This window comes from Deltaproteobacteria bacterium, from assembly GCA_016874755.1.
In the GTDB taxonomy this organism is placed as follows: Bacteria; Desulfobacterota; Binatia; order UBA9968; family UBA9968; genus DP-20.
In genome coordinates this window covers 24,425-50,064 of record VGTH01000039.1, presented here as the reverse complement: position 1 = coordinate 50,064, position 25,640 = coordinate 24,425, and the positions used below count along the sequence as shown (strand labels likewise).

At 57.6% G+C, this 25,640-nt stretch carries 28 protein-coding genes and 2 tRNA genes; 21 read left to right on the top strand and 9 right to left on the bottom strand.

All coding sequences use genetic code 11. The features are described 5' to 3' along the window. A partial coding sequence (locus FJ145_20400; GenBank protein MBM4263771.1) for a hypothetical protein occupies positions 1 to 488 on the bottom strand: 488 nt, incomplete at its 3' end. A gap of 146 nt (positions 489 to 634) precedes the next feature. Between FJ145_20400 and FJ145_20395 the strand changes: the two genes are divergently transcribed. After that, the gene (locus tag FJ145_20395) at positions 635 to 1,402 is read left to right on the top strand and encodes a VOC family protein (protein ID MBM4263770.1); all 768 of its coding nucleotides are present in this window, start codon (positions 635 to 637) and stop codon (positions 1,400 to 1,402) included. 23 nt (positions 1,403 to 1,425) lie between these two features. Here FJ145_20395 and FJ145_20390 read toward each other — a convergent pair whose 3' ends face one another. From FJ145_20390 to FJ145_20380, 3 genes are all read right to left on the bottom strand, one after another. Beyond that, the gene (locus FJ145_20390) at positions 1,426 to 3,339 is read right to left on the bottom strand and encodes a radical SAM protein (protein MBM4263769.1); all 1,914 of its coding nucleotides are present in this window, start codon (positions 3,337 to 3,339) and stop codon (positions 1,426 to 1,428) included. Between the two features lie 84 nt (positions 3,340 to 3,423). Next, complete coding sequence (locus FJ145_20385) at positions 3,424 to 4,389, bottom strand: ABC transporter substrate-binding protein (GenBank protein ID MBM4263768.1); 966 nt, start codon at positions 4,387 to 4,389, stop codon at positions 3,424 to 3,426. 265 nt (positions 4,390 to 4,654) lie between these two features. Next, a complete protein-coding gene (locus FJ145_20380; protein ID MBM4263767.1) occupies positions 4,655 to 5,116 on the bottom strand; it encodes a DUF3574 domain-containing protein in 462 nt (153 codons plus the stop codon). Between the two features lie 277 nt (positions 5,117 to 5,393). Here FJ145_20380 and FJ145_20375 point away from each other — a divergent pair, with 277 nt between their 5' ends. The 8 genes from FJ145_20375 to FJ145_20340 all read left to right on the top strand — a co-directional run bounded on the left by FJ145_20375 (position 5,394) and on the right by FJ145_20340 (position 11,174). Next, a complete protein-coding gene (locus FJ145_20375) occupies positions 5,394 to 5,768 on the top strand; it encodes a cupin domain-containing protein (GenBank protein ID MBM4263766.1) in 375 nt (124 codons plus the stop codon). A gap of 136 nt (positions 5,769 to 5,904) precedes the next feature. Continuing rightward, on the top strand, positions 5,905 to 6,810 hold the full coding sequence (locus FJ145_20370) for a 4Fe-4S dicluster domain-containing protein (protein ID MBM4263765.1): 906 nt from the start codon (positions 5,905 to 5,907) through the stop codon (positions 6,808 to 6,810). Between the two features lie 94 nt (positions 6,811 to 6,904). Next, complete coding sequence (locus FJ145_20365; GenBank protein MBM4263764.1) at positions 6,905 to 7,108, top strand: hypothetical protein; 204 nt, start codon at positions 6,905 to 6,907, stop codon at positions 7,106 to 7,108. Between the two features lie 3 nt (positions 7,109 to 7,111). After that, a complete protein-coding gene (locus FJ145_20360; protein MBM4263763.1) occupies positions 7,112 to 7,366 on the top strand; it encodes a peroxidase in 255 nt (84 codons plus the stop codon). A gap of 108 nt (positions 7,367 to 7,474) precedes the next feature. Then, positions 7,475 to 7,663: a hypothetical protein gene (locus tag FJ145_20355; GenBank protein MBM4263762.1), complete on the top strand. Its 189-nt coding sequence runs from the start codon at positions 7,475 to 7,477 to the stop codon at positions 7,661 to 7,663. Beyond that, positions 7,660 to 8,544, top strand: coding sequence for an ABC transporter substrate-binding protein (locus FJ145_20350; GenBank protein ID MBM4263761.1), 885 nt, complete (start codon positions 7,660 to 7,662; stop codon positions 8,542 to 8,544). The genes FJ145_20355 and FJ145_20350 overlap by 4 nt, the downstream gene beginning before the upstream one ends. 58 nt (positions 8,545 to 8,602) lie before the next feature. Next, entirely contained in the window at positions 8,603 to 9,775 is a 1,173-nt protein-coding gene (locus FJ145_20345) for an LLM class flavin-dependent oxidoreductase (protein MBM4263760.1), read from the top strand. Between the two features lie 142 nt (positions 9,776 to 9,917). Continuing rightward, on the top strand, positions 9,918 to 11,174 hold the full coding sequence (locus FJ145_20340; GenBank protein MBM4263759.1) for a hypothetical protein: 1,257 nt from the start codon (positions 9,918 to 9,920) through the stop codon (positions 11,172 to 11,174). On the opposite strand, the gene xth is transcribed toward FJ145_20340, so the two are convergent. Continuing rightward, on the bottom strand, positions 11,138 to 11,890 hold the full coding sequence (gene xth, locus FJ145_20335; protein MBM4263758.1) for an exodeoxyribonuclease III: 753 nt from the start codon (positions 11,888 to 11,890) through the stop codon (positions 11,138 to 11,140). The genes FJ145_20340 and xth overlap by 37 nt on opposite strands. A gap of 150 nt (positions 11,891 to 12,040) precedes the next feature. Here xth and FJ145_20330 point away from each other — a divergent pair, with 150 nt between their 5' ends. Beyond that, a complete protein-coding gene (locus FJ145_20330) occupies positions 12,041 to 13,531 on the top strand; it encodes a biotin carboxyl carrier protein (protein ID MBM4263757.1) in 1,491 nt (496 codons plus the stop codon). 207 nt (positions 13,532 to 13,738) lie between these two features. On the opposite strand, the gene FJ145_20325 is transcribed toward FJ145_20330, so the two are convergent. From FJ145_20325 to FJ145_20310, 4 genes are all read right to left on the bottom strand, one after another. Continuing rightward, positions 13,739 to 14,017: a hypothetical protein gene (locus tag FJ145_20325; protein MBM4263756.1), complete on the bottom strand. Its 279-nt coding sequence runs from the start codon at positions 14,015 to 14,017 to the stop codon at positions 13,739 to 13,741. Beyond that, positions 14,014 to 14,394 carry a DUF4230 domain-containing protein gene (locus FJ145_20320; protein MBM4263755.1) on the bottom strand — a complete coding sequence of 127 codons (381 nt, stop codon included), beginning with the start codon at positions 14,392 to 14,394 and terminating at the stop codon, positions 14,014 to 14,016. The genes FJ145_20325 and FJ145_20320 overlap by 4 nt, the downstream gene beginning before the upstream one ends. Then, positions 14,386 to 14,457: transfer RNA gene (locus FJ145_20315), tRNA-Glu, on the bottom strand. The genes FJ145_20320 and FJ145_20315 overlap by 9 nt, the downstream gene beginning before the upstream one ends. 1 nt (position 14,458) lies before the next feature. Next, a tRNA-Gln gene (locus tag FJ145_20310) sits at positions 14,459 to 14,534 on the bottom strand. A 173-nt stretch (positions 14,535 to 14,707) separates the two neighbouring features. Here FJ145_20310 and FJ145_20305 point away from each other — a divergent pair. The 11 genes from FJ145_20305 (at position 14,708) to FJ145_20255 (ending at position 25,410) form a co-directional block, all read left to right on the top strand. Then, complete coding sequence (locus tag FJ145_20305) at positions 14,708 to 16,708, top strand: ATP-dependent helicase (protein ID MBM4263754.1); 2,001 nt, start codon at positions 14,708 to 14,710, stop codon at positions 16,706 to 16,708. A gap of 3 nt (positions 16,709 to 16,711) precedes the next feature. Further along, the gene (locus FJ145_20300; GenBank protein ID MBM4263753.1) at positions 16,712 to 18,226 is read left to right on the top strand and encodes a methyltransferase; all 1,515 of its coding nucleotides are present in this window, start codon (positions 16,712 to 16,714) and stop codon (positions 18,224 to 18,226) included. Further along, on the top strand, positions 18,189 to 18,842 hold the full coding sequence (locus FJ145_20295; GenBank protein ID MBM4263752.1) for a hypothetical protein: 654 nt from the start codon (positions 18,189 to 18,191) through the stop codon (positions 18,840 to 18,842). The genes FJ145_20300 and FJ145_20295 overlap by 38 nt, the downstream gene beginning before the upstream one ends. A 52-nt stretch (positions 18,843 to 18,894) precedes the next feature. After that, the gene (locus FJ145_20290) at positions 18,895 to 19,674 is read left to right on the top strand and encodes an RNA methyltransferase (GenBank protein ID MBM4263751.1); all 780 of its coding nucleotides are present in this window, start codon (positions 18,895 to 18,897) and stop codon (positions 19,672 to 19,674) included. A 31-nt stretch (positions 19,675 to 19,705) separates the two neighbouring features. Continuing rightward, on the top strand, positions 19,706 to 19,924 hold the full coding sequence (locus FJ145_20285) for a hypothetical protein (GenBank protein MBM4263750.1): 219 nt from the start codon (positions 19,706 to 19,708) through the stop codon (positions 19,922 to 19,924). A gap of 3 nt (positions 19,925 to 19,927) precedes the next feature. Then, positions 19,928 to 20,713, top strand: coding sequence for an ABC transporter substrate-binding protein (locus FJ145_20280; protein ID MBM4263749.1), 786 nt, complete (start codon positions 19,928 to 19,930; stop codon positions 20,711 to 20,713). A gap of 40 nt (positions 20,714 to 20,753) precedes the next feature. Further along, positions 20,754 to 21,392, top strand: coding sequence for a cysteine hydrolase (locus FJ145_20275; protein MBM4263748.1), 639 nt, complete (start codon positions 20,754 to 20,756; stop codon positions 21,390 to 21,392). A 167-nt stretch (positions 21,393 to 21,559) separates the two neighbouring features. Continuing rightward, complete coding sequence (locus FJ145_20270) at positions 21,560 to 22,648, top strand: hypothetical protein (protein ID MBM4263747.1); 1,089 nt, start codon at positions 21,560 to 21,562, stop codon at positions 22,646 to 22,648. A 19-nt stretch (positions 22,649 to 22,667) separates the two neighbouring features. After that, positions 22,668 to 23,258, top strand: a complete 591-nt coding sequence (locus FJ145_20265) for a glutathione S-transferase family protein (GenBank protein ID MBM4263746.1) — start codon at positions 22,668 to 22,670, stop codon at positions 23,256 to 23,258. A gap of 8 nt (positions 23,259 to 23,266) precedes the next feature. After that, positions 23,267 to 23,830 carry an O-acetyl-ADP-ribose deacetylase gene (locus tag FJ145_20260; protein ID MBM4263745.1) on the top strand — a complete coding sequence of 188 codons (564 nt, stop codon included), beginning with the start codon at positions 23,267 to 23,269 and terminating at the stop codon, positions 23,828 to 23,830. A gap of 158 nt (positions 23,831 to 23,988) precedes the next feature. Next, positions 23,989 to 25,410, top strand: coding sequence for a glycine reductase (locus tag FJ145_20255; GenBank protein MBM4263744.1), 1,422 nt, complete (start codon positions 23,989 to 23,991; stop codon positions 25,408 to 25,410). Positions 25,411 to 25,640: the final 230 nt, after the last annotated feature.

The window sequence follows — 25,640 nt, the reverse complement described above, 5'->3', positions numbered from 1 at the left end:
TGTTTCAGGTCGGAACCATAGGTGGAGAGCGTCTTGATGCCCGTGACAAAACCGTCCATGCCCATGGTGCGGAGGAGCCGCCAGGTGTAAGGGATGTGCGACGGCAGCGGCACGGTGATGCCGATGCGATCGACCAGGTTGGCGACCATGTGAATGGTCGTGCGAAACGGACCGATGACAGGCATCGAAACGCAAAGTCGGCCGCCATCGACGCCGGGGTCGAAGGTGTTGCTCTGGATCACGGCATCGTAGCCGTTCTCCGATGCCCAGACGATCTTGCGAATGATAGCCGGAGTCTCCATCAGGTGATCGAGGCCGTTGAGCATCTTCTGGTCGCCCAGGACGTCTTCGACGCGCGAGCCTTCGAAGTTGTCGGGAAAGCAGACTTCGACCCGAGTGCCAGGCGAGGCGTAGCTGTTGAGCTGCGTTTCGATCGCGGTCACGTCGTAAACTGCTTTCGGCGCTTTGTTCAAAAACATGATTCTCATGGTCGGTTCCCTTCTAAATGGAATGATTGTTTTTCTCTTCTATAGCGCTTTTCGGCGCCTGAGTGGTAGCGCTCGCTCGATCGCTGGCCTTTGCGCTTTATGTGCCGCCGCATTATAAAGAACCCGATACTAAACGGAGGTGAATCATGGCCCAGTTGAGACATATCGCGTTTATCTCGAAGCAGCCCAAAATCCTCAGTGACTTCTACCAAAAATATTTTGGCTTCGAAGAATGCAAGGTCTTCCCCAGCGGCTCGCGCATGGTGATCGACCCGCGTTTCAATCTGGCTTTTCTCCAGAGCCGCGGCGATGAAGCCGGCGCGGTGGTCGGCACGCACCGAGCCGACGGCGCGGAAATTGTCCGCGAGTCGGGGATCCACCATTACGGTTTTCTGGTCGATGATTTGAACCAAGCGGTTGCCAAGTTGCCCGCTAGTCTCAATCGCGGCGCCAGTCCGCAAACCTCGGCCGGTGTCGGCGGCCCGGAAGGGGCGCGGCCGGCGGAGATGCGAGTGATCGATCCGTGGGGCAACAATTTCGATCTGTCGGCGCGCGGCTATCTCGGCCGCGAAGAGACCAAACTCCCCGGCGTGCGCTTGCTGGTCGTGCAAGTGCCTAACCCTGACGAAACCTGCGAGTTTTACCAAAAACAGTTCGACCTCAAAGTTGTCGACCGCAAGGACGGCGATATTCGGCTAAGCGATGGGATCTGCGCAATCGTGCTAACCAAGTCTCAAGTGCGGCCGAAAAACGGTGTGCAATATTTCGGCATCCAAGTCGGCGACCTTGCTGGATTGAAGAAACGCTTGCAGGAAGGCGGCGTCGCCGTGAGCGAAGCCGGTGCGGGACAGCTTCAGTTCACCGACCCAGAGGGCAATCGCGTCGAAGTGTCGGAGCGAGGCTGGGTCAACTAAGAAGCCTCGTATGGCGTGAGACGTTAGGGGTAAGGCGTTTTGGAAAGTGCCCGGGCGATGAAATCGCCGGGCACTTTTGTTTTTGGGACACGTCCGGCGAACCATTCGCGCGCGTCGGTGTCGATGCCGATGCCATGCATGTAATTGTAGAGCGCTTTGTTTAAAGAGCTACCAAGCTCGTCGTGATCGACGCCGGTGGGATCGATGAAACCCACGTCGTTTTGCGCGAAAGTCACTTTCGGTAGGGGCATGAGCTCGACGCCATAGGCTCCAGGGTTCTGTCCCACCGGCGAATGCACGGTGCAGACAAAGCGGTGAAAGAAGCCGGATTGGATACAACCCACCGCGAAGAGCTGCCGCACATACTCCAGCGCATCGACTGTGTCTTGGACGGTCTGGGTCGGAAACCCATACATCAAGTAAGCGTGCACCAAAATCCCGGCGTCGGAAAAAGCGTGCGTCACACGCGCGACTTGCTCTACAGTTACGCCCTTCTTCATTAACTTGAGCAAACGATCGGAGGCGACTTCGAGCCCTCCGGATACGGCGATGCAGCCGCTATCGGCGAGCTCTTGGCACAGCTCTGGCGTAAAAGATTTTTCGAAGCGAATGTTGCCCCACCAGGAGATCGCCACTTTGCGCTTCTTGATCTCTGCGGCCAGCGCCTTCAGAGACTTCGGCGGCGCCGCCTCGTCGACAAAATGAAACCCCGTCTGTTGGGTCTCGCCGATGATCGCTTCGATGCGGTCGACAAGAACCGAAGCATTAGCCGCGTCGAAGCGCGAGATGTAGTCGAGACCGACATCGCAGAAGCTGCACTTTTTCCAGTAGCAGCCATGGGCGATCGTAAGCTTGTTCCAGCGCCCATCCGACCATAGCCGGTGCATCGGGTTGAGCATGTCGAGCAGCGACAAGTAGCTGTCTAGCGGGAGCCCGTCCCACGTCGGTGTGCCGGTTTTGGCGAGAGGGACTTCCGGTTCACTATGGTCGATGTAACAAACTTTGTCATTGACGGAACGCAGAAAGGTTCGCACGAGTTTCTCTTCGGGGCGCTGCCGGTTTAAGTGCTCCAGCAATGCGAGCAACGGCCGTTCGCCATCATCCAAAGTGACATAATCGAAATAATCAAACACCCGAGGCTCGCCCAACTCGCGCAACTCGGTGTTGACAAAGCCGCCGCCGAGCACGGTTGTGATCGTCGCAGCGTGCGCCTTGATTGCTTGCGCGATACGGAAGGCGCCGTAAACCGAGCCGGGGAAAGGAACAGAGAGCAAAACGACCTTGGGTGTGTGCCTTTGCAGCGACTTTAGAGTCAGATCGCGCAGCGTTTGGTCGACCAGGTTAAGTGGCGCTGCAAGGGCCTGCGCCAGCGGCTCAAACGTCGGTTGGCTTTGGGCGAGCGATTCCGCGTAGCGGACAAACTCAAAGCGCGGGTCGATGGCATCACGCAATACGTCGGCAATGTCATCGAGATAGAGCGTCGCCAAATGGCGCGCGCGATCCTGCGCGCCGAGGCTGCCAAAAGCCCACGCCAACGGGTCGTCTTCGCGCGAGTCGCCATCGGTGTCGAGCGGTGTGAAGCGTTGTCCTTCCGGCAAGAACTGCCGGCCGCAGATGCGAAAGGCAAGCGTTGGATCGCGGTTTTGTAAGAATGCAATTGTGGGCGCGATAGTCGTGACGTAGCGATCGAACTCGCGCAAAAATCGGGTTGCAATCGGAGAGCGCTTAGATTTGGCGATGGCTTCGATGCAGTGGCGGATTGAGGATAGTCCGTCCATCGAGAAAAGTCTCAACACCAGCTTGAGGGCCAGATCGTCTTGTACGGCATTGATCCCCCGCGACCGTAGAAACCCCGTAAGATACGCCGTCGACGGATAGGGCGTATTGAGCTGCGTCATCGGCGGGATGAGCGAGAGAACGCGGAGCGGAGACAGCATTTGGGGTCTACAAACTACTAGTGTAGTGTCTCAGTAATAAACGTGATTGTTGTTGTGACACGCTAGACGCCTTCGTGCGGAAAACTACCGCAAGCCGAGCTCTCTTTGCACTTCTCTAAGCGGCCCGAAGTCGACGATTTCATTTAGCGGAATGTCTTTCGTCACTTTCAAGTCGCGCTTGGCCTGATCTATGAGCAATTTGAGCCCGTCGTCCGGGATGGCGCCGTCGGGGCTGATGACTTTCACAGTGGAGTCGTAGGACGCGTAGGCGTGTTCGGGCTTGCCCTTGCCCCAGGCGACGAGAATTTTCACCGACTCTTCACGATTGTCGCGCATGAAGCGGTTGGCGCGCACCAGCGATTTGATCACGCGCTTTACCTGGGCGCGGTTGTTTTGCAGCGCTTTGAGATTGACGCCGAGACCCGCGAGCGGATAGTTCACATGCTCATAGGCGCGCGCCAGGATGTTATAGCCGAGCTTCTTGCCTTCAAAGTCCCAGGGCGGCGAGGTGACGACCATGTCGGCGAGATTTTGTTGCAGCGCGTTGAAGCGGCCCGAGTCCGAGCCGAGGCCGATGAACTGCACGTCTTTGTCGGCATCGATTCCCTGTTTTGCGAGAATCATGCGGGCCAGCACATGGGTTGCATCGCCGAAACCGGCGAGCCCGACGCGTTTCCCGGTGAGATCCTTGATCGTCTTGATTTCAGGACGCGCCAGAAAAACATGCGCCGAGCTGGTCATCAAGCCGGCGGCGATGCGCATCGGCAAGCCGCGGATGGCGCCGCGGATGACCGAGCCGGTGATCAGCGTGTAATCGATGTCGCCATTGCTGAGCGCCGCGAGTGACGCAGGAGCGGTCATCACGACGATATCGGCTTCGAGCCCTTCGTCTTTGAAGAACCCCTTGTGATGTGCCACACCAGCGGCGAGGAAAATCATGTTGTAGCTGCCCGAGACCGACATGCGGATTCTTTCCGCAACGGCATCGGCGGGCGCGAGCGCGAACGCGGCAACGATGAAGGCTACGCAAAGATTTGTGATTTTAAACATCGCAGACACCTAATAGCCGTCTCGAGGTCCAGGTGTCAATGATTCCCGCGCGATAGCCGGCTGCTGGGTTCATCGGAGCCCTTCGACTGGGCTGAGGGCGAACGGATCGAGGATAGACATCCGGTGCAAGAACTCGTCATGCGAGGCTCTTCGGCTAAACGGAGATCTTCCGCAAGATTCTAACTCCGATTCCGTTCGTCCTGAGCCTGTCGAAGGACTCCGAGAGGATTTTTCGGCCGTCTCGACGGATTCACCAACTGTCACCCTAAAACGACACGCAGGACTGGTCGTCGATGCGCAGCACCGATTCTTGCTTAAACCGGGAACGGTAAGTAGTGCGGATCTCTTCGATGCGCGCGTCGCTGTCGGTCTCGGCAACCGGGTAGAGCAGGATTACGAACACCGCGCCCTCGCGCGTGACGCTGCCGTTGGCGCCGCGAAACTGCCCGCTGGCAGCCACTGCGGTAAGTCCGTGCGGGAAGCGCGGGGTGATCACTTCGTCGAGAAATTGGTAAAACTCGCCATCGGATATCGTCGTTCCGTCCGGCTTGGCGCGACCAAAAAACAACTCGGTGCGAGCGAAAATCTGGCTGCGCGAGCGCGCTCGGCAAATCGCGGTTTCGCTGCGTTGGGTTTCGGCGTATTCCTCCGCGAGGGCGCTGGCGGCGAAGCTCAGGTTCATGACGAAAAAACCGACAGGAAGAAGGGAAGCCCAATACTTGTACATCACGCGCTCCTTTCGTTTGGCTGCGGACGCTCCCAGACCCTAACAATTGGATAGGCAACCGAAGTGCCAGCCTGTATGGCTGGTCCGAGCTGGCAATAGCCAAACAAAGAGCCCGAAAGCCAGTTGCACGACGGGCAGCCGGCAGCCAACTGTAAACTTCTTGCTCAGGGGTGTAGCAAGAAGGCTCGTCCGCGGGCCGCGTATCGGGCCGATCGGCAAAACGCGCTTGACCCTTTGGCTGCGCCGGGTGTAGTTGTGGCCGAAATAGGAGGCGAACATGCGTGTGCTAAGAATCAGCGAGCTACAACAAAAACCGATGGATACCGCGACGCCGATCGACGGTTGGAAGGGCGGGCCGGTGAGCCGTAGCCGGCAGGCGGTCATTGGCGACGGCCAGTCCAATGATTTTCGCTGCAACGTGGTCAATTTCGGTGTCGGCTGCACCACCGGCTGGCATGTGCACGACTGTGATCAGATTCTCGTCGTGACGGCGGGCAAAGGGTTCGCCGCGACGGAAACGGAACGGCGCGAGATCGCTGTCGGTGACATCGTCCATATCAAAGCCGGCGAGCGCCACTGGCACGGCGCATCGGAAACGACGCAGCTGTCGCATATCACCGTGACGACGCCCGGCAGCACGTCGAAACACTGAAACAATTATGAAAGCGGAAAACCGGTACCCGTTTTAACTCTCAAGTAAAGAATCTGGCTTAAAGTACGAACCGTGTGAGAGAGGACATGGGGAGATTTTTTCTCAACGGCCTGGGCGTCTCTGAAAGGATAAGTACATGCGTGGTATAACCCCAAGACGCGAACAGGGCATGGCTGATCCGGTCTTGGCGGAAATGGTGCACGCCACCGGTGCAACGGAGTCACGCCACTACGCGGCGGTAAAGCCGGTGATTCAAGCTTATCGCCGAAGGTGGGTGGAGCTTGCGCCTTTTCGCGACGGTTTGGTCAATGCGAAGCGCGCGCCAGTCGACGATCCTGCGGCAATAACTGCGCAGATTAAGGCTAAAGCAACGGAGTTGGGCGCCAACTTGGTGGGCGTCTGCCGCTTGCAGCCGCAGATGATCGATCTTGGCGCTGAACTGTCGCACGAGTTCGTGATCGCCTGCTGCGTTGCGGAAGACTATGAGAAAGTCATGCAGGGACCGGACGCGGTGGAAGAGGAAGCGATGCGGACCTATGCGAAATGCACGGAGATCGCTACCGCGCTGGCTGCGCACATACGCGACCTCGGTTATCCCGCCATCGCCCATCACAATGGCGCCAGCGAGGTGCAAGCGATTCCAATTTTTTACCAGGTTGGCTTCGGCGAGCTGGGCCGCCATGGTAGCTTGATCAACGAAAAATATGGTGCCAGCTTTCGTCCGGGCTTCGTCACGACGGATTTGCCCATGGTCGAAGACCAGCCACGCGCGTTTGGCGTGCAAGACTTCTGCATGAACTGCAACGTCTGCCAGCGCAACTGCCCGGGCGATGCGATCCCGCAAGATTACGTCATGACCCACGGGATCAAGCGCTGGTTGATTGATTTGGAGAAATGTTATCCCTACTCGCGCCTGCGCGACGAGTACTGCCATCTGTGCGTCGACGTCTGTCCGTATAACGTGAAATCGAATCCCGAGACGTATCGGTCATTCATGAAAGAGCGCAGAAAAGTCGGCTATAAGACGCCGAAGACCTATTAGCAAGAATAGCAGCAAAAGACGCAAAAAGCGCAAAACCGAATCCTAATCGCAGGGTGCGCCGTGCGCACCGGGAATTTGGATACCTAAGAACAGTATGGAAAAACTCTACGTCAACGAAATCGCGCCGGACGGCACGGTGAGCACGCTCGGACTGTTCTATTCTCAGCCAGAGGCAGAAAGGGCGGCCGACAAGTTGCGAGCTAATCCGGAGCGAACGGCTTATCGATACGAGATCGTCGAAGCCGTGCGTCATGTTTTGGCCGAAAAACAATCCACGAGATCCTTTGCCAAGGAGTAGACGATGCCTTACATCAAAACGATCCCGCCCGCCGAGGCCGCTGGCAAGCTCACAGAAGTCTACAGTGTGGCCGGCGGCCCTTCGGCCGCCAAGGGAAAAGTCGCCATGGTGCGCCAGGTGCAGAGCCTCCATCCCGACGCGCTGGCGGCTTGGAGCGACCTTGGCGCGGCGATCATGCACGGACCATCGGGCTTGACGCGGCGCCAGCGCGAGATGATCGCCACGGTCGTCTCGACGACGAATCATTGCAGCTATTGAACCGCGGCGCACGGAGAGGCTCTCCGTACCGAAACCCACGACGATCCGTTTGTCGAAGCACTGAAGCAGGACTACACCAAGGTCGATTTGCCTGCGGCGGAGCGGGCGATGCTCGACTATGCGGTAAAGCTAACCAATGCACCATCGAGCGTCGGTGAAGCGGATGTTGTGAAGCTGCGTTCCCATGGCTTCACCGACCGCGATATCCTCGACATTGTCTATGTGATTTGCCTCTACAACTTTAACGACCGGCTGGCGGACGCCACCGGGATCAAGGCGCACGATTTTTTCGCGTGACGTATTTGAACATGGATAAGATCAAGATTGGCATCGGCACCTCCAGCATCGGGCGCTTCTTGCCTTACATCGGCCAGGCCGCCGGCCTCTTCGAACAAGCCGGCCTGGCCGTCGAGATCGTCAATCAACTCGATGAAGAAAAAGTTGTCACTGATATTGTTTCCGGTGAAACGCCGATCGGCACGCCCAACGCGCCGTCGCTGATTTTTTCTCTGCTCGAAGACAACGATCTCGTCATCGTTGGCGGCGTGCTCAATCGGCCGGCATTTTTTCTCGCGGCCACTTCAAGCATACGAACCATCGCCGATCTGAAAGGCAAAAAGATCGGCATTAACCAGCCGCGCCGCATGGCGGGCATGGTCATGTTGGCGCTCCTGCGCCGCTGGGGGATCGATGGGCAGCGCGATCTCACGCTGGTTGACGGAGGTGTTAACGATCGTACCTTCGAAGCGCTGCAAAAGAGCGACATCGTCGCCGCGCTGCTGCCGCCTGAAAAGGCCTTTTTCGCCGAAGCGCAGGGTTTCAAGATCGTGGCTGATAGCCACGATCTCGATTGTCACTGGGTGCCACTGGTGACCACGCGGAGATTTCTCGCGCAGCACGGTGAGTTGGTAAAGAAAGTCGCGGCTGTGTACGTGGAGAGCATTGCCTACTACCGGCGTGAGAGGGGGAAGGCTTGTGAAGAAATCTCCCGCCAGCTTCCGGTCATGCAAAAACATCCCGCGGTTCTGGCCAAATGTTACGACGTTTTCGCCGCGGGGTTCGAGCCTTCGTTGACGGCCTCGGTGTCGTCGATTGACGCGGCACTACGGGAAGTGACGCTGCAGGATGCCCGGGCGGGGAATCTTTCAGCGCAGTCTTTCGTTGTGCCAATGCGCTAACTTTATACACGCGCGTCGCAGTTTCCTCTTGCTCCCGATCCCGCTTCCGCAGTAGAGAATGATGAATCCAGGAGGTCTTATGAAATTTTCGGTTTTCATGATGCCTTTGCACCACCCTACGGAGAATCCATCCTTGGCGTTTGACCGGGATATCGGCCTAATTGAGTATGCCGATGAGTTGGGCTTCGATGAATTTTTTATCGGTGAGCATCACTCGGGTGGCTGGGAGACCATGCCGGCGCCGGAGATGGCGCTAGCCAAAGCCTCGGCCCGGGCGCACCGGATTCGGCTTGGGACTTCGGTGATCAGTGTGCCGTTTCATCATCCGTTTCAGGTCGCCGAACGCATGGCGTTTCTCGATCACTTGACGCGCGGGCGGGCGATTTTGGGGGTGGGGCCGTGCGCGCTCGTGACCGACAAAGTTCTTTTCGGTCTACCGACTTCTAAACTCTATCCGATGATGGCCGAGTCGGTGGAAATTATCGTGAAGCTGCTGGAATCCGACAGTCCCATCGACTACGACGGTGAATTCTGGAAGATCAAACAGATGCGCCTGCAGCTCCCTTCGTACCAGCAGCCGCGGCTGCCACTGGCGATTGCGTCGTCGGGGAATCCAGTCAGCCTGGAATTGGCCGGCAAGCACGGCATGCTCTTTCTCTCGCCCGCCGGAAAAAACGTCCGCAACAACCAAACCAAAGCCGAGCAGTGGAACAAGGTCGAAGCGATCGCCGCCAAGCATGGCCGGCCGACCTCGCGCGACAACTGGCGCATCGCCACTTGCGTGTATCTTGCCGACAGCAAGGAGGAGGCCTGGCGCGATGTCGAGGCGGCGATCGCGCGCGACATGCAATATTTCGCGGCGATCGGACTTAAGGCGCCGTACGAATCGTATCCTGGCCAACCTATGAGCGAAATCACCGCGCGCTCCGGGGCCGACCGGCGCGATTGGATCATCGGCACGCCCGACGATGCGATTGCGCATATCGAACGGATGCAGGCAGAAGTCGGCGGCTTCGGCGGCTTGATGCTGACCACGCACGAGTGGGTCGGCACCGACAAGATGCGCCGGTCCTACGAACTGTTTGCCCGCTACGTCATTCCACATTTCCGCGGCCATACCGCGGGCTATCACGACGAGTGGCGGCGCATTCAGGCGGCTAACGCCAACGGTGGATTTGCTGAGACGAGCGCGTCATATAGTAATCTCGCACTGCACAACGGTGCCAAATAGGAATGGCCGCAAAAAAGCAAGAGACGCAAAATCAAAACTGTCGGAATGTCTCGCGCAGCGGCGCTGAGCGCGCAGAACTTGGAACTGTCGGGGCGCGATGGAGCGCCCCGTTTAATCACAATAACGATCGAGCCTCCCTCTCTTGAACGATCGCCCTCGCTACTTCTTTCCGATTGTTCCTCTCGGCGTGCCATTTTGGAACCGCGCGACCTTTCGCAGCATCGTGCGCTGTTTGTTGTTGCTGCGGGTGCGCAATGGACCCGATCTCGCGCTATTGGCGACGAGAATTGGTGAATTTTTTAGCGTTGGCCGAGCGTTGCTCTGTGGTTCGGGCAGTCTTGCGTTGGAGTTGGCGCTGCGCCAATGCGACATACACGCGGGCGATGAAGTCGTTATTCCATCGTTCTGTTGCAGTGCGGTCGTGCCGCCCATTCTGGCAGTCGGTGCGGTGCCGGTGTTGGCCGATGTTGGCAATGAGCTAAATCTAACCGCTCATGCCGTCAACGCGGCGCTGACCGGCAAGACTAGAGCCATCGTTGTACCGCACCTCTTCGGCAACCCGGCGGCGGCGATCGGCGCGATTGTCGAACTTGCGCGAGCGAAGGGTGTGCGTGTAGTCGACGATGCGGCGCAAGCATTGGGCGCCGTCGTCGATGGCAAGCCGGTCGGCAGTTTGGGCGATTGCGGCATTGTGAGCTTTGGCCCAGAGAAAGTTTGCGCTGGGCTGGGCGGCGGCGTCTTGCTGGCGCGCGACACCAGCTCCCGGGAAAAATCTGGGATCGACCTTGCGACACCGCGATGGTCGGCAATCGTTTCACAGCTTGCGCAGGTCCTTGTCTGGCGCCGTTGGCGGCGCTGGACGTTGCGCGCCGAACCTCACTTGCGGCGGGTAGCGAATCCGGATGAAGCGCCGGCACCCTATCGCCAAGAAAAGTTCACGAATCTGAACGCTGCCGTGGCCCTCAGTTTGCTGCGCACACTGGAAGAAAATATCGCGGCGCGGCGCGAGCGGGTTGAGCTCTACCGGCTGCTTTTAAGTAAAGCCAACAGCATCGAGCTGATCCCGCACGCTGCGGGCTCAGCGTGTTTGACGCAAGTTGTGCGCATTGTGCCGGCGCATTTTAAGGACGACGCGGCGGCAAGAGTGATTGCCGAGCTCAAGGCCGCGGGCTACGAAGTGCAAGGCAGTTTCGTGCCGATACACCTGCTCGAAGCTTTTCCGCAATGCGTTTGGGACTGGCTGCCCAACACCGAGCGACTGTGGTCCGATCTCGTGGAATTGCCCTGTGGCCCCGAAGTGGACCTGGTCGATATCGAGCGGATCGCGGAGATCTGCCGCCGGGTTGCGGCAACCAGAAGCGATCAGTCGAGGGTGAAAGTCGCTACTACTGGACCATGATCGCTGGTGCCGATCTCCCGGTGGGCCGCGCATTGCACGGCGTTGGCGGCCAACGATTCGCTGGCAAGCACGTAGTCTATTCGCCAGCCGATGTTACGCTGGCGCAGTTGCCGCCACGGCGCCCACCAGGTGAAGAGATTTTCGTTATTAGGATCGAGGGCCCGGCCGACGTCGACCAAGCCTTGCTTTAGAATGTCTTCGAACAATTCTCGTTCTTCGGGAAGTTGGCCGACTTTCTTTTCGTTGCGCTCTTTGGGGTGCACATCCATCGGCGTGCGTGCAATATTTAGGTCGCCGCCGAGAATCACCCGAGAACCAGCACTATGCACCCCGGCAATGAAGCCTTTCAGCGCATGGAGAAAATCCATCTTCGCGGCAAATTCTTTACCTCCGTTGGGAACATAGACCGAAATGCAATGCAGGTCGGTGATCTGCGCGACGACAATGCGCGTTTCGAAATCAAAGTCGGGGTGATAAAAGCGCGCCGGTTGTGAGAAGGCCTCGCGGCGAATGTGCAACCCGACGCCGGAGTAGGCGCGCTCGCCATGCCAGTAACAGTCATATCCCTGTAAATTGCAGAGCGCTTCGGGAATCTGAGCGGTGGTCGACTTTAGTTCCTGCAAGCAGATGACGTCGGGTTGTTCCTGTTCGAGCCACGCGGCGACATCTTTTTCGCGGGCACGGATGCCGTTGACGTTCCAGGTGGCGAATTTCAGTTGAGCCATAGATTTACAAGTAAATTATCTCGCGCAAAGGCGCAAAGGGCGCAACGTTTCGGAAAAACTTTTCCTCTGCGTGCTCTGCGCCTCTGCGCGAGGCAAATCCGAATCCGATGCGTCTGCGCTCTCGACTAGCAAGCTCGACCTATGGTAACCATCCGAGAACAGGAGAGTCACAGCATGAACGAAATCAAATTTGTCGATACGACCGTGCGCGACGGTTCGCTGAGTCTGTGGGCGTTGGGCATGCGCACGGGCGCGATGCTGGCGATCGCCGAGCAGATGGACCAGTGCGGTTTTGAATCCATGGAGTTCTTCGGCTTTGCCGGCTACATCAAGTACGTCAAGGAGCACAAAGAAAACCCTTGGACCTGGATGGGCGAGGGAGCCAAGAAATTTCGCAAAACTCGGCTGCGTTATCATGGCGGGCTTGCCTCGGGCTTTGAGAAAATCCCGCGTTCAGTGCGCTTGTTGATGATCGAGCGGGTTGTCAGTCACGGCATCACGCTGACGCGCTCGTCCGATCCGTGGAACGACTACGATGCCGCGGCGGTGGAGATTGCTTCGCTGCAGAACCTCGGCATGGAAGTGATCGTCAATATCATCTATTCGGTTTCACCGCGCCACACCGACGAATACTTCGCCTCAAGGGCACGCCAGGCGGCGGCGATCAAGCCGGCGGGGATTTGCTTTAAAGACGTTGCGGGCTTGTTGACGCCCGAGCGGACGCAGACTTTGATTCCGCTGATTCAGAAAAATATCGGCAACGTTCCTTTGGAATTTCACGCCCACTGCAACAACGGCATGGCGCCGTTTAATTACCTGGAAGCGATGAAGCTGGGCGTTACGAAAGTCCACACCGGCATTCCACCGTTGGCCAACGGCTCCGGGCAGCCGTCGATTTTCAACGTCGCCGCCAATGCCAAAGCCTTGGGTTACAAACCGCTGATCAACCTCGATGCCGTGAAGCCGGTGAGCGATCACTTTCGTTTCATCGCCAAGCGGGAAGGCCACCCGTTCGGTGCTCAACGGGAATACGATGCCGCGCAGTATCTGCACCAAGTGCCCGGCGGCATGATTTCCAACCTGCATTATCAGCTCACGAAGTTGGGCATGGGGCACAAGATTCAAGAAACCTTGGAAGAGTGCGCCCGGGTGCGCGCTGAGTTCGGTTATCCGATCATGGTGACGCCACTGGCGCAGTTTGTCGGCAGCCAAGCGGCGGTCAACGTGATCACGGGCGAGCGCTACAAAGAAGTGACCGATCAAGCGATCCAATACGCGCTGGGTCAATGGGGCAAAGAGGGGCCCCAGGTGATGGACCCGAATGTGAAAGACAAGATTCTCAACCGCCCGCGGGCGAAGGACTGGGAGAAATGGTCGCCGCCGGAACTGACACTGGCCGAAGTGCGGAAGAAATTTGGCGCGAATGTATCCGATGAAGAATTGGTCTTGCGCGTCATCGCCGGCAGCGATGCCGTCGACGCCATGCTCGCCGCCGGCCGTCCCAAAGAATATCTGACGGTGACGCAGCCTTTGGTTAGATTGATTGGCGAGCTGTCGAAGCGCAAGGATTGCAGTCAGGTGTTTTTGGAGAAAAACGGCTTCGCCCTGCGGATCGAGAGGGCGGCGAATTAGGGACTCACCACGAAGGCACGAAGTCCACGAAGGTAAGAGAAGAAAATCAAATTAGGGAGGAGAACTCCCTCGCCCAGTCCCCTGGGAGGGTTGGGGTGAGGGCGATTTAATCGTCTGGAGGCGTGCGCCAGAACCTGAACCACTCTGTGGTGAATAATCCGTCATTTTCTGGTTGCGGCGACCACCAGCCAGTGAACTGCGGTAGGGTCAACTGCGCGTCAATCCCCATCTCCCGATACTGCGCCAGCCGCGCCGCCATATCGCAATTGCCAGTGCAGTGCGCGTCGGAGCCCGCAGCGGCGTCGTTCCTGGCACGGGTGGCGGCGCGCGGGGAAAGTCGATGCCGGTGAGAGTACCTTCGCTGTCGAACCTGAGCTGCGGCACCAAGTCGCAAAACTTCTTCGGCACATGCTGAAAAGCATCCAGCGGCATAAAGTGACTATCGCAATCGACGATCATGTGCACACCTAACACTCGGTCGATCAATCCTCGCTGCCTTTCCACTCGGTGGTGACGAAGTTGATCACTTGATTCTCTGCCCGGTCGCGCACCATGGCAAGCAGTTCACCGCCGCGCGCCGCCGCTTCGATTTGTTCGCGCAGCAATTCGCGGAAGATCGTCATGTCGCGATCCGACCGCGCGGCTTCTATGCGTGCAAGGACACGGCGATCAGCCTCGACATAATGGCTGGCGTGAACATCAAGAAAGTCGCTTAAGAAGCAGGCATTTCGCTCACCACTTTGGAACGCCACTACGGCATCTACATCGAAAGCGTGGCCACCAAAAGTGAGGCAGATAGTCAGGCAGAAAGCGCCCGATTGCGCAAAGTAGCTAATGCAAAAGGTATTTCTGTATGGTCCCAACGGGACTCGAACCCGTGTTCCCGACGTGAGAGGCCGGTGTCCTAACCGCTAGACGATGGGACCGTGGCTGAGGAGGAAGGACTCGAACCTTCAATCGCCTGATCCAGAGTCAGGTGGCTTACCAATTAGCCGACTCCTCAGTGTTTGGTAGAGTTGTTAAACTAAAAGAATTGGTTTGGAGAGTCAAGGTGAATCGGCCGCTGCGAGCGCGGTCATCGATGCCACTGCGCCTGCGGCCACGCCATTGAGCTGGCCGCGATTCCCTTGCTCAGGTACGGGAAAATAGGTAATTTACCGGCACACGGAGTTCCTTTTGGCCAAGCAATACGTACTCAAAAACAGTGCGCCGAGCCCTGTCCGACCCAGCACTCTCGATTACCGAGCCGAACTCAACGACGCCCAGTACCGAGCGGCGACGACCCTCGACGGGCCGCTCTTGATCGTTGCGGGCGCGGGCACCGGCAAGACCCGCACGCTGGTGCATCGGGTCGCTTACATGATCGACCATGGCATCGAGCCGCGGGCGATTTTGCTTTTGACCTTTACGCGGCGGGCGGCGGAAGAAATGCTGCGGCGCGCCAGTTTGTTGATCGACAATCGCTGCAGCCAGGTGGCCGGCGGCACGTTTCACTCGTTTGCCAATCTGGTGCTGCGCGAGTTTGGCCGGCGCATTGACTTGCTGCCGTCGTTTACGATCATGGACCGCGCCGATAGCGAGGACGCCATTGCGCTGTTGCGTAACCAAATGGGATTAAACACCAAGGACAAACGTTTCCCGCGCAAGCAGACCGTATCGGAGATCTTCAGCATGGCGGTCAACAAGCAGACCACCGTGGAAGAGTTGGTCGATGAAGAATATCCGCATCTTTACGAGTCGCTGGACGACCTGGTTCGTTTGCACGGCCAGTACATCAAATACAAAGCCGCGCAGACCCTGGTCGACTACGACGATCTTTTGACCAAGCTGAAAGATTTGCTCGCCAACCACGAAGAAGCGCGCCACCGCTTGTCGCAGATCTACCGCTACATCATGGTCGATGAGTACCAGGACACCAATCCGCTGCAGTCGCGCATCGTGCGCTTGCTCGCCACCGATCACGATAACGTCGCGGTGGTCGGCGACGACGCCCAGAGCATCTATTCTTTCCGCGGCGCCGACTTCCGCAATATCATGGACTTTCCGACGGCGTTCCCCGGCACGCGCATCATCAAGCTCGAAGAGAACTATCGCAGCACCCAGCCGATTCTCAATCTCACCAACGAAATCATCGCGCGCGCGGCGGACCGATACGAGAAAAAGCTTTTCACCAGCAAGGGTGCAGGCGAGACGCCGTTGCTCGTGCAGGCCGACAGTGAGCAGATGCAGTCGCGTTTTGTCTGCCAGAAAATTCTCGAGCTGCATGAAGAGGGCGTGCCGCTATGGGACATGGCGGTGCTGTTCCGGTCGAGCTTTCATTCCTTCGATTTAGAAATCGAGTTGACGCGCAATAATATTCCGTTCGTCAAGCGCGGCGGGTTTCAATTCATGGAAACCACGCATATCAAAGACCTGCTCGCGCACCTGCGCATTCTCGCCAACCCGCAGGATTCGATTTCGTGGAACCGAGTACTGATGCTGATCGAAGGCGTTGGCGCGCAGGCGAGCCAAAAGATTATCAAGTACCTGTTGGGCGGCAGCCATCCCGTCGAGCGGCTGCGCTCCTATGATGCCAAGGGCAAAGTCGCGCACGGACTAAAAACCCTCGCGCAAGTATTTCAAGCGGCCGCCGAGGCGGAGCAGCCGGTGGAGCAGGCGCAGTATCTTTTGCAGTACTATTTGCCGATTCTCAAACACAACCATCCCGAAGATCACCCCAAGCGGATGAAGGACCTGGAACATTTTCAGGGCATCATCGAACGCTACCGCAACCTAGACCGCCTGTTGAGCGACATGGCGTTGGAGCCGCCCAACGACAGCGTTGCCGGTGTGCTGGCGGTGGATCCCGACGAAGGGCCGTTGATTCTCTCGACGATTCACTCGGCCAAAGGGTTGGAATGGCACTCGGTGTTTATTATTTGGGCGCTCGAAGGGCGCTTCCCGTCGCTGTACAACATCAGTTCCACCGATGATCTCGAAGAAGAAAGGCGGCTGCTTTACGTGGCCGCCACTCGGGCCAAGGAAAATTTATACATCAGTTATCCGACGCGGGTTTTCGACCGCAGCTCGCGCATGATCCTTTCGCGGCCTTCGCAGTTTATCGAAGGCATTTCGGAGGAGCTGCTCGAGCCGGCGTCGCTCGTCGACGAAGAAAGTAACTGGGGTTGGGAGAGATAAACTATGGTGTCGTTATTGCTCTACACGGTCGTTTTTATCAGCGGCGGGGTGCTCATGGGGCTGGAAATCGTCGGCAGCCGCGTACTCGCGCCCTATTTCGGCAGCTCGATTTTTGTCTGGGGCAGCCTGATCTCCGTGGTGATGATGGCGCTCAGCGCCGGTTATTACTGGGGCGGTTGGCTGTCGGCGCGGGAGCCTTCGTATGGCAGATTGCTGATGCTGCTGATGATACCCGGCATCATGATTTATTTTCTGCCCTACGTCTACACGCCGGTCAATGAATGGATCGCCGCCAAAGATTTCGGCATACGACTCAACCCGCTGATCGCCTGCTCGATTTATTTCTTGCCGCCCGGGGTATTCATCGGTACCATATCGCCCTACGTCATACGGCTCGCGGCGACGACGTTAAACTCTGTGGGTAGCACGGCGGGTACACTCTACGCGGTGTCGACCTTTGGCAGCATTTGCGGCACCTTGTTGACGTCCTTTTATCTGATCCCGGTGGCGGGTGTTACCAATATCATTCACGGCCTGGGTATCACCCTGGTTTGTTTGTCGCTGCTTGTGCTACCGTTGGCGCGGCTGCGGCCGATGGCTGTGGGGCGGGCGGTAACGGCGCTGTCGTTGATCGGCTCGATCGCTGCGTCGTGGCCGACGGCGGCGTGGGCCAGACTGAGAACGATTTTGGAAAAAGATACTTTCTACCATCGCATCCGGGTCGAAGAAGACGGCGACGCGCGCCATATCTATTTCGATCGGACGCTGCAAAGCTCGATGAACTTAAAAGACCCGACCGCGTTGCGGTTGGTCTACTCACGTTATACTTCGCTGGGCTTCACTTTTCGGCCCGACGCCAAGAAGATGCTGATCATCGGTCTGGGCGGCGGCTCGATCCCGAAAAAGCTGGAGAAGGAGTTTCCCAATCTGGAAATGGATGTGGTCGAGATCGACCCGGAAGTGATCAAGATCGCCAAGGAACATTTCAATGTAAAGGAATCGAAAAATCTCCGTCTCCACGCCCAAGATGGCCGGCTCTTCTTGGCTCGCTCGCCGCACCAATACGACATCATCCTGATGGACGCCTACTACTCCGATGCGATGCCTTTTCATCTGGCGACCAAGGAATTTTTCCAGCTGGCGCACAAGAAGCTAGCGCCCAACGGCATTATCGTTGCGAACTTGATTAGCGCCGTCACGGGCCGCTCGGGCAAGATCGCGCGCTCGATCATCAAAACCAAGCGGCCGATCTTTCCGCAGGTCTATGTCTTTGCCGCGCGTCGTCCGGACAACGTGAGTTTGGAGACCGTGCAGAACGTGATCTTGGTCGCGACCAAAGACAAGCAGCGCGTCGATATCCGAGAGATTGTCAAACGCGCCGCGGCGCTCGATCGGGGCCTTTTCCCGGCGACGATCCAAGATCTTGCGGTTGCCTATTACGATGGTCCGCTCAACGAGGGGGACGTGCCTATGCTGACCGATGACTATGCGCCGACGGATAATTTGCTGCATCCTTAGCGCGCTGTTTATCGCGTCGTGCCAACTGGTCGATAGCGTTTCGTCCCAACGCACGGTTCGCGTCAAAGCTCTTGCCGATCCCAGTTTTCGCGCGCGCAACCCGAGGTGGGACGTCGAGGTGCGCGGCATCATCGAAGCCGCCTCGGACTACTACGAGCGTGAGTTCGACATCCGCTTAGTGACACAAAGCACGACGGCGTGGCCTGCGGACGAGCGCATTCCCTCGACTGCCAATCTGCTGGTGAAACTGCGTCAGGAGTTTCCCGCCGCAAGAAACGACGGCAGCTATGATCTTCTCGTAGCGTTTACAGCGGAAGGGGTGAGCCGTTATCTACCAAGCGGTCGACCGCGAGTCGACCGCATCGGCAACTGCCAACAAGGTCTCAGCAACTATGTGGTAACCACGGCCCACGAAGTTTTTCGTTACCAGGGTGTTAGCGGCGAGCCGACCCATGATCTACTAGCTTTGATTCATGAGCTGGGCCATGTCTTCGGCGCGGAGCACGTGACCAACCCGTCGTCGATCATGCATGAGGACTTTGGCTACCGGACCGAATTCGATATGAAGAATCGCAGCGTGATTCAAAAGAATCGCATCTGTGCGTTTGCCAAATGATTTCGCAGGCAATAAGCACGCAGCAGTTCGGCAGCGTTCTTACTATTGCCTCTTGCCTCTCTACTTCTCGAATATGTTAGGCAACGTCAAGATCGTGATGGTACGTCCGCGCGGCTCGGGCAACATCGGCTCGGTGGCGCGCGCGATGAAAAACTTTGGCGCGCGCGAGCTCGCGGTTGTCGGGCCGGCGCGCACTAAGAGTTTCTGGGCGCGGGCCATGGCGGTGCACGGGCGCGACATACTGAGCGAAGTCCAGAGCTATGCGTCGATTCGCGAAGCGATCGCCGATTGTACCTTGGTGGTTGGTACGACTTGTCGTCCTGGGCTCTATCGCAGCCACAGCCAAACGGCACGCGAAGTGGCGCCGAAGATCGCCGCGGCGGCGCAAACCGGCAAAGTTGCCGTTGTCTTCGGTCCGGAAGATCACGGACTCAGCAATAAAGACATCGAGCATTGCCAATTGTTGTTGACCATTCCGTCCCATCCCGACTACCAGTCGCTTAACGTTGCCCAGGCGGTGGTCGTCTGCATGTACGAAATTTTCTTGGCGGCTTCCGAGCCGGCGCCCTCCGCGCAGCTAAAACTCGCCAAAGCCGAATCGGTGGAGCGGCTGTTTGATATTCTGCGGCCGTCGCTGTTGAAGATCGGTTTTCTCAACCCGGACAATCCCGAGCATATGCTATTGGCGCTGCGGCGCATTTTCGGCCGCGGCGGCCTGGAGGAACGGGACGTGAAAATCCTCGCCGGTATGTTTCGCCAGATCGAATGGTACGTTAACGGTGGCTGGAAGGTGGTTGAAGAAAAGGAGCGAAAGGGCATAAAGATTAAATAAACCCATCTATATCGTTCACCGGGAGGTCTGCATGAAAAACCTTCTCGTTGCTACCATTCTGAGTTTTTTAATTTTTAACTTGCCATTTTCAGTTTTGGCCTCGCACGGTCGGTCTCTGCGCGTCGCCTACGTAAGCCTCGGTCTGCCCCAGGCGCCGCTGTGGATCGCCAACGAAGCCAACTATTTCACCGAAGCCGGTCTGCGCGTTGAGACCTTGTTCATTCAAAACAGTTCCGTTGCGATTCAATAGCTTTTGTCCGATGAAATCGACTACGCCATGATCGGGCCGGCACCGGTGGTGGCGGCCGACCTGCGCGGCGCCGACGTCATGATGATCGCGACGACGATACCGACGTTGATTTTCTATCTGATTTCGCGGCCGGAAATTCACAAGGTCGACGACCTAAAGGGCAAGTCCATCGGCTTCGGCCGCTTCGGCTCGAACACGGATTTCGCGGCGCGCTTGGTGCTCGAGCGGCACAAGCTTGTTCCCAATAAAGACGTGGCGATGATTCAGACTGTCGGCGGCATGGCGACCGTGTTGGCGGTGAACGGCAACAAGGTCCACGCCGGTATCACCACCGATGTGGGCATGCTCGAAGGCAAGAAGCTCGGCCTGCGAGAACTGGTGGCGATCAAAGACTACGGTGTGCCGTTTTCCCACGCGGGATTTGCCGCCAAGAAATCCTTTCTCAAAAACCACGAAAAAGAAACGCTGAGTTTTCTAGGCGCCATGTCGAAAGCGGTTTATCGCATGATGAGCGACAAGCCGTTCAGCACCAGAGTGATCCAGAAAGTGTCGCGCCTGGAAGACAAAGCGATCGTCGACGCCGGCTATGAGCTGCATGCGACTCAATTCTTGCAGAAAAAGCTCTACACCACCGCGCCGATGATCCAGACCGTACTGCGCCAGATGGGCGACACGACACCAGCCGCGCTCAATGCCAATCCGAATGATTTCATCGACAACCGCTATGCGCAGATTTTAGACCAGCGCGGTCTCTACACGGAGCTGGAACGTATGCTCAAGCCGCGCTAGAGTGCGGCGATCTAATTTGCCTACGAGGCACGGAGCGCCCATGAACGTCAAAGATTTCGAGTTGAAGAAAAGCTGCTTGTTGTTTTTCGATATTCTCAATGGCTATGTGCCCGAGCCTGAGCCGGGCAAGCCAAGAGTATTAAAGCCGTGGATTCAGAACGCCGTGCGGCTCAGCAAGGCGGGCAGGGCCGCGGGTCTGCCGGTATTTTTCGCCAAGGGAAATCATCGCCCGGATAACGCGACGACGGCTTTGCTGCTCACCGACACGAATAATTCACTGACGCCCTGGCCCAATGGCGAAGTGACCAAGACCAAAATGCATGTGATCGCCGGCGACAAGAGCTCGGACGTGCTCGCCGATTTGGGGCCGAAGCCCGACGATTATTATATCGTCAAGTACCGCTGGAGCGCTTTTTTTCAGACCTATCTCGACCTAGCCCTGCGCACGCGCGGCATCGACACGTTAGTCGTCTCCGGCGGTTCGACCGACGTCGGGGTCACGTCGACGTTGTACTCGGCGCGCGATCTGGACTATCACACGATCGTTGTTAGCGACGCCTGCGGCACATCGCACGATCAGCGGGCGCACGACACATTGATGGAGTTGGTGTTTCCGCGCATGTCGCGCGTGCGCACGACGGAACAGGTGATTGAGCTGATCGAAAAGGCGCAAAAATAACAAAGAAATTATTCACCACGAAGACACCAAGAGCACGAAGTTCGGAGAAGCGGTTAGCCTAGAATCTTCGTGCCCTTCGTTACTTCGTGGCGCGGTGTTGAACACTCTAGGAGAAGACCATGGCAACCAATGGCACTGCCCCGGTGGGCATCAGCAAGAACATCAAAATGATCGGCCGAATGGACCTGCCGGGCGGCGGCTCGGTGGTCGTCGAAAACGGCTACGCCTACGTCGGCCACATGGACCCGCCGCATGGCACGTCGATCATCGATGTCAGAGACCCGAAAAATCCCAAACTCGTGGCGCACATCCCGATTTCCGAAGGCGTCCACTCGCACAAAGTGCGTGTGCACGGCGACATCATGTTGATCAACTATGAGCAGTATAAGTCGAAGAATCCGCCTGAGGCAGGGCTAAAAATTTTTGATATCTCGAACAAGTCGAAGCCGCGCGAGATTCACTTTCACAAAACACCGGGAAAAGGCGTGCACCGTTTCACCTTCGACGGCCGCTACGCTTACATTTCGCCGACGGTGGAAGGTTACCAAGGCAACATCGCGATGATGCTCGATTTGAAGAATCCGGAAAAGCCGGAAGAGGCGATGCGTTGGTGGATGCCCGGTCAATGGGTCGCCGGCGGCGAAACGCCGACCTGGCACGGCACAGCGACGCGCTGTCATCATCCGATCCGCAGGGGCGACCGGCTCTATATTAGCTACTGGCACGGCGGCTTTGCGATCGTTGATATCTCGAACATGTCAAAACCAAGAACGGTAAGCATGCTCGATTGGAGCCCGCCGTATCCTTGTCCAACACACACGACTTTGCCGATGCTGAACAAAATCATGGAGCGCGACTGGCTGATCGTCACCGACGAAGAGGTCGGCGAGAAGCTCAACGAAACCCACAATGCTTTTCTCTGGGTGGTCGATATTACGAAGGAAGACCTGCCGCTGCCAGTGGCAACTTTTATCGTCCCGTTCGACGGCAAGTCGACGCACACGGAGCGCTTCGGCGCACACCAGCCGGCTGAACAAGTCTACGGCAACACGTTGTACGTCACCTGGTTCGCCGGCGGCCTGCGCGCCGTGGATTTTTCCAATCCCTACCAACCCAAAGAGGTTGGTTACTATGTGCCCAACCCTGGCAAAGACCAGAGCGTGGTCATGAGCAATGACGTGTTCCACGACAAAGACGGCAAGCTTTATTTGATGGACCGTTACGACGGGCTGGAGATTTTGGAACCGCAGGTCTAAAGACGGATTGTTTTCGATCATGAAACTCTACAACGTCGCGTATTCGGGCAACTCTTACAAAGCCCGCTTGTTGTTGTCGCACCTCAAAATCCCCTGCGAGATCGTCGAAGTCGACATCTTGAAAGGCGAGAGCCGCACGGCGGAATTTCTCCAGATCAATCCCAATGGCCGCACGCCGGTGCTCGACGACAACGGCTTCGTGCTTGCCGAGTCCAACGCGATCCTTGCCTATCTTGCGCGCGGCACGAAATATCTTCCCGACGATCGGCAGAAGTTTGGCTTGGTCTTTCAATGGATGTTCTTCGAGCAGTATAGCCACGAGCCATTCATTGCGACGTCGCGGTTCTGGCTGCAGCATAAACCGGACTCGCCGGAGAAGACTGCATTGCTCGCTTCCAAGCGCGACGGCGGTTGGGCGGCGTTGAAGGTGATGGAAGAGCAGCTCACTAAGAACGATTTTTTGGTTGGTGATTATTCGATCGCCGATATCGCGTTGTTCGCCTACACGCATTTGGCCGACGAGGGCGGGTTTGCGCTGGATGACTTTCCAAAGATCCGAGCATGGATCGAGCGTGTAAGGGCGCAAGACCACTTCGTGCCGATGGGCTAGGACGTTCTATGAGTACCGCCAAGAGTTTTCTTCAGGGCCGTGTGTTAGTGAAGGTCGGCGACATCACCCAGGAAAACACCGACGCCATCGTCAACGCCGCCAACGGATCGCTCATGGGCGGCGGCGGCGTCGCCGGCGCGATTCATCGCGCCGGCGGAACGGCGATTCTGGATGCCTGCAAGGAGATTCGCCGCACGCAGTATCCCGGCGGCTTGCCCACCGGCCAGGCGGTGATTACGACCGCCGGCAAGATGGCAGCGAAGTATGTGATTCATACGGTAGGGCCGGTCTATGGCAACGGTGGTCAGGATAAAGCCGATCTCTTGGCGGCGTGCTACTTCAATTCGCTGCGCTTGGCAGTGGAGAACAAGCTTGCCACGGTCGCATTTCCAGCTATATCAACCGGCATCTATAGCTATCCCCAGCATGAGGCCGCCAAGGTGTCATCGCACACCATTGAACAATTTATAGATAGCGATGCCTCAGTCAAAGAAATCCGCTTGGTGTTTTTCGCGCCCGCCGACGCCGAGGCCTTCTTGCAGCATCACGCGTTTTCAGAAAGGGTAGCGTAGCGGGCGTTGCGAAACCCCCCGGAGTCCTTCGGCAGGCTCAGGACGAACGGAAGGAAGAAGATCGTTAGGAAAAGGATCGTTCGTGCCGAGTGCGTCGAAGCACGCGCCACTTTTTTTCGCACGCTGCTAGAGCAAGTTGAGCGGAGGACCTGAGCGAAGTGACTACGGCAACACCGGTTTACATAAGTATCGACGGCGTTTATTACTCGCTGACCCATGCGCCGGATTTGGTGCGCTACGGCTCTAAGCCGTCGCGTGAGATTGCCGCCAGCGGCGCGCGGCTGGGTGAAATCAACAAACAGTTGCGAAAGTTTACCGATGCGGTGTGCTATGCGCCGCATCAGGTTTTCATCGGCGCCATCACGCCGCAACAGTTGGCCGATCTGCCGACACCTTGGTACGGCAAATTGATTGAAGGGGCGCGGGCGCAGGGGAAATTTGGCGATATCGTCAGCCAAGATCGACTCTATGCGCTGCTGGCGGCCGCGGACGATTTTAAGCTTGTCACACTGGAGGACCAGTGGTTTCAGGAAGTCGGCGCTAAATATGCGAACGGCGCGACGGTCCAAGCAAAAACCCTCGCTGAAATCAAAGCGCTGTGCGAGAAAACCGCGATACCGCTCTATGCCGGCGAGCGGCTGGTCGGCGCTTTTGATACCGACTTTGCCGAAGACGCTAATCTTGCGCCGGATGTCTTGCTGGAGAATCTTGCGGCGAAGGCGACGGCGGCGCATTCGCTGCGCGGCCTGTTAGATTCTTTGAACATGAAGCCCAGTGCAGTCGACTATGTGATCAGCTGCTCCGAAGAAGCGATCGGCGATCGCTACAATCGCGGCGGCGGCAATCTTGCGAAAGCAATCGCGGAAAAAGTCGGCTGCGAGAACGCTTCGGGCTCCGACACTAAAGCGTTTTGCGCCGGGCCGATGTACGCCATGGTGCACGGCGCGAGCTTGATTCAATCGGGCGTGGTCCGCAACGTCGCGGTGGTTGCCGGCGGCTCGCTCGCCAAGCTCGGTATGAAGTTCGAGTCCCACGTGAAAGGCAACATGCCGATTCTTGAAGATATGCTTGGCAGCTTTGCCGTTATGCTCAGCGCGGCGAAAAAAGACGCGCCGAGCATTCGCCTCGATTCGGCGGCGTTTCATCCGGTGCGCGCCGGCGGCTCGCCGCAGGCGATGGCGGAGTTCCTCGCCGAAAAGCCGCTGGCAAAGTTGGGAATGAAATTTACCGATGTCGATCGCTACGCGGTGGAGCTGCACAATCCCGAGATCACCGTGCCGTCGGGCAGCGGCGATGTGCCGCGCACCAATTACCGGACGTTGGCGGCATTGGCGGTGATGCGTGGCCATATAAAGAAGGAACAGATGGAAGATTTCGCCCGCACGCGCGGCATGGTCGGCTACGCGCCGACGCAGGGGCATATCCCGTCGGCGGTTTCGTATCTTGGCCACGCTCTGGATGCGTTGCGCGCCGGTGAAATTCGCAATACTTTGTTTATTGCCAAGGGCAGTTTGTTTCTCGGCCGCATGACGCAGCTTTCCGACGGCTGCTCGTTTTTGGTCGAGCGCAATCAAGGATAGTGTCCGGTCGGGGTGGTCGATCGAGGTGAAACCCTTCTGGAGCGAAGGCAACAGGGCACGGTGTCAAAGCCGGCGTGTAGGGGCGACCGGCCGGTCGCCCTGCCATGCGACGGGCGGTAGGGTAGCGAACCTCATGCTAGCATCGACCAACAAACCAAAAGATTTGCGCTGATGCCTTCGCTCCTACAGGGTTCCACCTCGATCGAGGCTTTCGCTAAACGTTAACGGAG